Origin of the sequence: Tissierella sp. P1, from assembly GCF_002266425.1 — a bacterium.
GTDB classification, from domain to species: domain Bacteria; phylum Bacillota; class Clostridia; order Tissierellales; family Tissierellaceae; genus Tissierella; species Tissierella carlieri.
On record NZ_NPMN01000060.1, the window covers coordinates 1 to 7,177 of the forward strand.

The window sequence follows — 7,177 nt, forward strand, 5'->3', positions numbered from 1 at the left end:
AAAAAAACAAAGAGATTATGGAAAAAAAGGAAGAGATAAAGAAAATAGTTTCCGACAATTCATCTAATGAAATTCCGACTGAGCTAAAACTATGGGATGGAGAAGTTGTAAATGTAGTAGGACCATTAGAAAAGAATACATCCTTATTAGAAGTTCTGTATCCTGTAACATTTACCTTATCAATTGTAATAGCAGGTATATTAGTCTTTATAATGGTACTTCGTCGCTCAACGGATGCAGCGATTTTACGGATATTAGGTGTAAAGGAAAAAGAAGTGAGATGGAATTTATTTAGGGAGAACCTTATATTGGTACTAATTGGTATTTCTTTAGCATGTATAACAGTATTTGCTATATCCATAAAATCCTATCCGATAGATTTAGTGAAATATATAATGGTAACAGGAGGATATATGCTAGGTACTATTGCAGGACTGATATTTGGCATAGGAAAGGTAACCAATAAAAAGCCACTGGAAATGCTTCAGGTAAAAGAGTAAACATGAAATCAATAATAGATAGAAGGAAAGTTAATTAATTCACTGATTATTTTAATTTATTGAGTTGTATGCCCCTCTCTATATATAAAGCCAAATTTTTTAAAAAATATGTACAAAAGTTAGCTGACAATAAAATTATTATGAAATACACTTTAATTAAAATAGTAAAGGGGGTACAAGCATGAGCATAGTATTAGCAAAGATAAATAAAATTGAAGATGAAATAATTGATAAAATTTTAATTATGAGTATGAATGAACAGCTACTACATGTTCTTGCTGATGCTTCATATAACAGAGGCTAATTTTTGCTAAGGCTAAGGCATACAGGTTTAGTAAGTCTAGGTAGCTTGACTGCCTAGACTTACTATTAATTAAAGCCAGTTTGATAATTGTTTTCAATTATAGGATAATAACGCAATCATATATTATTTTGCTTAATATAGTAAAGTATAAGGAGAGTGATATCCATGAAAAATCCAATAAACAAATCCAACCTAAGAAGACCTCTGAAAGGGATACTTCTTCTAAGTATACTTCTAATAGCATCAAATCTCTTTATATCTAGTATTAGTCAGTTCTTCATAGTCAATAGAGAGATAGATAATATTGGAAAATATTATAGGAGCATTGGGACAATACGACCATTAGATGAGAATAACTATGATGTAAAAGAAGCTCAGGAGATAATCACTGGTGACCCAATGATAGCTTTTGAGGATAATAGAAGATTTACTATAGGATTGATAGATGGATTATATAGAAATAAACGAAATGATAGTGCGTATAGTGAGATGATAGGTTCAAATGTAAATGATACAATATTTATTGGAGAGCTGAAGGAGGTAGATAAATATACCTTGCTGAGAATATCTATGAAGGGACAATACTAAGGGCTAAGGTAACAGATATATTGGCTGGAATCCCAAACTATATAGAATCAGAATTTTACTATAAGGAGTACCAGGAGCATCGTTTTCTATTCCTGCCTTATTCTATAATGACAGGGGAAAAGTATGAATATATCAACAATGACGTTATTGACCAATTATTTCAGTTGGAACAGGGAAAAAAATACTTATTCAGAACAGAAGTCTATGTGCAGAGTAACGCAGGTTCTGCTGCCAAGCCCCTATATGATGGTGGACCCCTATATATAGAACTAGATGATAATGGATATATAGATTGGGATAATCCACAGTTTAAAATCATCAAGGAGGAAATGGACTTTATCAATGAGAATATTATCTCATATGATCTTATAGGTACTAAGGATATGACAGCAATGCAGGAGGTACAAGAGAATGCAAAGGATTATTACTTGGTGGATGGACGATGGATAGATAAGGAGGACTATGACAATCAGAACCATGTAGTCATCATACATGAGACTATTGCCAAAAACCATAATATAAGTATTGGAGATAAGCTTGATATTAAGATGAGAGATTCTGAATATGGTGTTCTGTTATCTACAGAAAAGGATAAAATAGAATGGAGGAACTATTATACATCTGAACCTAAATCCTTTGAAGTAGTTGGTATATTTAAAAACAATCGTGCTGCTCAATATGAATGTATGTATATTCCTGAAAGTACTATGCCTATGGAGCTTGGCAGATATACTGGAGGATTAGATGAACCAATACCTGTGAGAGTTCATTCATATAGCTTTGTTTTAAAAAATGCAGAGGATGAAACTACATTTATAGAAAAATATAGAGAGCTGCTAAAGGAATTGGGATATGAATTATCCTTTTTAATGAATAGTATAGACAGCTTTAAAGAAGCTTCAGACCCGATTAAAAGGTCTACAGCAATAAGCGCTATGGTATTTTCCATGCTTTTAATACTGATACAAGGTTTTGTAATATATGTATATATAGATGGACATAAACTGAACTATGCAATAGAAAGAGCATTGGGAATCCCTGCAAAAATAAGCGGAAAGCATCTGGTATTGCCACTAGTCATATTTGGCATTATAGCATCGGTACTAGGAGGATATACAGGCTATCAAAAGGCAATAGAAGAATCAACGGAAATATTGAGCAGTATACCTTCTAATGTACAGAGGACTGTTGATTTTGGTCTGGATATAAAATACTTTATATTATTTATCATCCTATCCATGCTTCCATTTGTCATAATGCTGTTCCTTAGAATAAAACAGCTTAAAAATTCATCAGTAATAGATTTAATCAATAACAATAAAAAGAAGAAAATTTTACAAGAAGAAAGTAAAGAAGAAAGTGAATATATAGATATGGTTAAAGCTACTACCGTATCACAGTCAACAGAAGCTGCAGTATATGTAAAAGAAGAAGAGGAAGGAAAAGAGCAGTACATAGAGGACCATAGAAAAGATAGTAAAAAAGCATTGAGAAGATTTTCAATAAATTATACTTTACGTTCAAAGGTAACATCTATATTCCTAATAATATTGGCAGGAATATTTACCTTTGCATTGCTATGGATGAACTACCTAACTATCAAGAACAATGAACTAATAGAAAAGGCATATAAAGACAGTATTATAACGGGAGATATAGTGGCAAAGGGAAGCAGAACTACAAGTCATGGAACAGGTCCAATCCATAGGAGACATATAGATAGATTGATGGAGACGGGGTTAGTAGAGGATTATAAATCCATAGCATGGATGAATTATGAAGAACTATATATAGATAGAGATGGAGCAATAAAGAAATATGAAATAGGAGAAAAGGATAAGGTTCATGTTTTTATAAAGCACCCAATATTTGTAGTATATGCAAGCAATAAAAGCTATAATAGCTCAGATGGAATTATAAATCTAACTGATTTAAATATTATAGATAATTATTCATTGGAGGATTTTGACAAGGAATATACCAGAGGATATTCTAAGAATGGTGAGCTAACGATATTAGATGAAAATGGAGAAGAGGGTTTTCCAATTTTAGTGGCTGAGAAGGCAATGGATCATTACGACCTAAAATTGGGAGATAAGATACTTTTAGAGCCTGCTTCACGGCATCGACAGCTATCCGTAAGGACCTATGGAACCATAGTAGGAACCTATAAAGGAATTTCCACTGGAAAAAATTATTATGGAAAAAACATAGTAAATGAAGACATGGAAGTATTTATTTATCCAATGGAGGTATTGAATAATGTTGAGATGCAAATATTCTATAGCAAGATAGAATTTGAGTTTAAGCAAGAAAAGAATAAGGAGCTTATATCGCGTAAAGCAGAGATAAAGGGAATAGTGTCTAATAATAGCTTCAATGAATTTGCAACGGAGCTGAAGCTGTGGGATGAGGAGCTAACAAATGTAATGGAGCCATTAGAAAAGAATATATCCTTATTAGAAGTTCTGTACCCTGTAACATTTACCTTATCCATTGTAATAGCTGGTATATTAGTCTTTATAATGGTACTACGACGCACAACAGATGTAGCGATTTTACGAATATTAGGTGTAAAGGAAAAAGAAGTAAGATGGAATATATTTAAAGAAAATCTTATATTGGTATTAATAGGAACAGCCATAGCATGTATAGCCGTATTTGCTATATCCATAAAATCCTATCCAATAGACATGACGAAATATATAATAGTATCAGGTGGATATCTGTTAGGATCTACAGCAGGGCTAATACTAGGTATAGGAAAGGTAACCAATAAAAAGCCACTAGAAATGCTTCAGGTAAAAGAATAGATAGAAGGGGGAAATCAATATGGCAAAGCTAGAACTGGAAAATATTTTTTACAGATATAAAGGTGCAGATAAAGATGTGCTAAAGGATATAAATTGTACTTTTGAGGGAGGAAAATTAAATGCAATAGTAGGACCTTCAGGTAGTGGAAAAACCACTTTGCTTTCCATAATGGCAGGACTTGATGAGCCTACCCAAGGGAAAATCTCTATAAATGGTGAGGATTTAAAGGATATGGATTTAGATGAATATAGGAGAGATAACGTTTCAATGATATTCCAAGCATTTCAACTATTCCCTCTACTAACTGCATTAGAAAATGTAAGTTTTCCTATGGAATATAAGGGAGTACCTAAAGAAGAGGCAAGAGAAAAAGGAAAAACGGTGTTGGATTCCTTGGGTATAGATGGAGATAAGTTATCTCGCTACCCTTCCAATCTATCAGGAGGAGAACAGCAAAGAGTAGCCATAGGAAGGACATTAGCCACAGGAGCAAAGGTAATACTTGCTGATGAACCTACGGGAAATTTAGATGATGAAAACAGTGAACGAATCATAGATATATTGAAACAACTAGCTCATCAACAGGATTTTTGTGTAATCATAGTAACTCATGATATGGAAATCGCAGAAGAATCGGATCATGTATGGAGAATTAAGGATGGAACTATTGAGAATATGAAGTAAGATATAGGAGAGTGAAATCCATGAAAAATCCAATCAACAAATCTAACCTAAGAAGACCTTTGAAGGGGATACTTCTCTTAAGCATACTTCTAATAGCATCAAATCTATTTATATCCAGTATCAGTCAATTTTTCATAGTTAATAGGGAGATTGACAATATTGGTAAATATTATAGAAGTATCGGAAGAATACTACCCTTAGATGAGAATAACTATGATGTAAAAGAAGCTCAGGAACTCATTACTGGTGACACGATGATAGGTTTTGAAGATAATAAAAGATATACTATTGGAATAATAGACGGACTATATAGAAATAAAAGAAATGATCGTTCTCTTATAGGACACATAGGTTCAAATGAATTTGATCATATATTTATTGGAGAGATACAGGAAGTGCATAAATATCAACATGCTGAGAACATTTATGAAGGTTCAGCATTAGATGTTAAGGTTATAGATATATTGGCTGGAATTCCAGATTTTATAGAAGGAGATTTTCGCTACAAAAATGATCAGAAACATCGTTTTCTTTTTTTGTCCCATTCCATAGTAACAGGAGAAAAACTTGAATATATCAATGATGATGTAATAGACGAGCTATTCCAAATGAAACCTGGAAAAAGGTACTTATTCAGAACATTTCTTGATGCATCCGGTGACATTGGCTTCTTTGCAAAACCACTTTATGATGATGGACCTCTATATATAGAGCTAGATGATAATGGATATATAGATTGGGAGGCTCCACAGTTTAAAATCATCAAAGAGGAAATGGACCTTATAAATGAAAACATCATTTCATATTCTCTTATAGGCATTAAGGATATGACAGCAATGCCGGAAGTACAAGATAGTGCAAAGGATTATTATCTTGTGGAAGGACGTTGGTTTAACAAGGAGGATGATGAAAACCAAAACCATGTAGTTATAATACATGAGAATATTGCCAAAAACTATAAAATAAATATTGGAGATAAGCTTAATATTAAGATGAGAGATTCTGAATATGGTATTTCGTTATCTACAGAAAAGGACCATAAAGAATGGAAAACATATTATGTCAGTGAACCTAAACCCTTTGAAGTAGTAGGTATATTTAATTCCAATGTTTACCCTCATATGCACATTCAAATGTATGTTCCGAATAGTACCATACCTGTAGAACTTGGCAGATATACTAAAGGATTAGATGAGTCAATACCTATTGATTCTTACTCATATACTTTTGTTTTAAAAAACGCAAGTGATGAATCAGCTTTTATAGAAAAGTATAAAGAGCCATTAAAAGAGCTGGGATATGAATTATCCTTTTTAATAAATAATATAGAGAGTTTTAAAGAGTCTTCTGCTCCTATTAAAAGATCTACAGCAATAAGCTTTGTGCTTTTTAGTGTACTTTTAATATTGATACAAGGGTTTGTGATATATGTATATATAGAAGGGCACAAGCTTAATTATGCAATAGAAAGAGCTTTAGGAATTCCATCAAAGATTAGTGGAAGACATCTGGTATTGCCACTAATTATATATGGTATTATAGCATCGGGAATTGGAGGCTATATAGGTTTTAATAATGCTATGGAGAAGTCGATGGAATTGTTAGGAAATGTTCCTGCTACTGCACAGACTACTGTTAATTCAGGATTAGATATAAAATACTTTATACTGTTTATCCTATTATCTATGCTTCCCTTTATGATAATGTTGATGTTTAGGATAAATAAGCTTAAAAATTCTTCTATTATAGATTTAATTAACAACAATAAAAAGAGAAAAATGATTCAAGGGAAAACTGAAAGCTTGGAAGTGGCTAAAGCTACTAATGCAATGACAATAGAAAGTAAAGTGATTACGAAACAATTAGAAGATGATAAAGAGAAAGATATAAAAGATGATAAATTGATAGAGAAAAAAGAACAGCAAAAAAGCACTAAGAAGATTTTCATTAAAGCATACCTTGCGTTCCAAAGCTACATCTATTCTTCTAATAGTATTAGCAGGGGTATTTACTTTTTCATTATTATGGATGAATTACGTAACCATTAAAAATAATGAACTTATAGAAAAGGCATATAAAGACTATATAATAACAGCAGATATAATAGCACAAGGAAGTCTAACTTTAGATACAAGAACAGGTCCAATTAGTGGAAGACATATAAATAACTTAATGGAAACAGAATTAGTTGAAGATTATTATGCCACAGCATTAATGATTTATGATGAACTATATATAGATAGGGACGGGGTTATAGAAATGTATGAAGTTGGAGAAAAGGATAAAG

At 32.2% G+C, this 7,177-nt stretch carries 7 protein-coding genes; all 7 read left to right on the plus strand.

Annotated elements, in window-relative coordinates; all coding sequences use genetic code 11:
- Positions 1 to 500: FtsX-like permease family protein (locus CIW83_RS21415; protein WP_162288528.1), on the plus strand; the 500-nt coding region annotated here is incomplete at its 5' end.
- Between the two features lie 181 nt (positions 501 to 681).
- Positions 682 to 804 (plus strand): hypothetical protein, encoded by a 123-nt coding sequence (locus CIW83_RS24620; protein ID WP_255374564.1) that lies wholly within the window; start codon positions 682 to 684, stop codon positions 802 to 804.
- A gap of 165 nt (positions 805 to 969) precedes the next feature.
- Positions 970 to 1,392 carry a hypothetical protein gene (locus tag CIW83_RS21420; protein ID WP_094904464.1) on the plus strand — a complete coding sequence of 141 codons (423 nt, stop codon included), beginning with the start codon at positions 970 to 972 and terminating at the stop codon, positions 1,390 to 1,392.
- Positions 1,393 to 1,412: 20 nt separating this feature from the next.
- Complete coding sequence (locus tag CIW83_RS21425; RefSeq protein WP_143598615.1) at positions 1,413 to 4,205, plus strand: FtsX-like permease family protein; 2,793 nt, start codon at positions 1,413 to 1,415, stop codon at positions 4,203 to 4,205.
- 19 nt (positions 4,206 to 4,224) lie between these two features.
- A complete protein-coding gene (locus CIW83_RS21430) occupies positions 4,225 to 4,890 on the plus strand; it encodes an ABC transporter ATP-binding protein (RefSeq protein ID WP_094904466.1) in 666 nt (221 codons plus the stop codon).
- A gap of 20 nt (positions 4,891 to 4,910) precedes the next feature.
- Positions 4,911 to 6,938, plus strand: a complete 2,028-nt coding sequence (locus tag CIW83_RS21435; RefSeq protein ID WP_094904467.1) for an ABC transporter permease — start codon at positions 4,911 to 4,913, stop codon at positions 6,936 to 6,938.
- On the plus strand, positions 6,919 to 7,177 hold a 259-nt coding region (locus tag CIW83_RS21440; RefSeq protein ID WP_143598616.1), incomplete at its 3' end, for a hypothetical protein. The genes CIW83_RS21435 and CIW83_RS21440, both read left to right, overlap by 20 nt.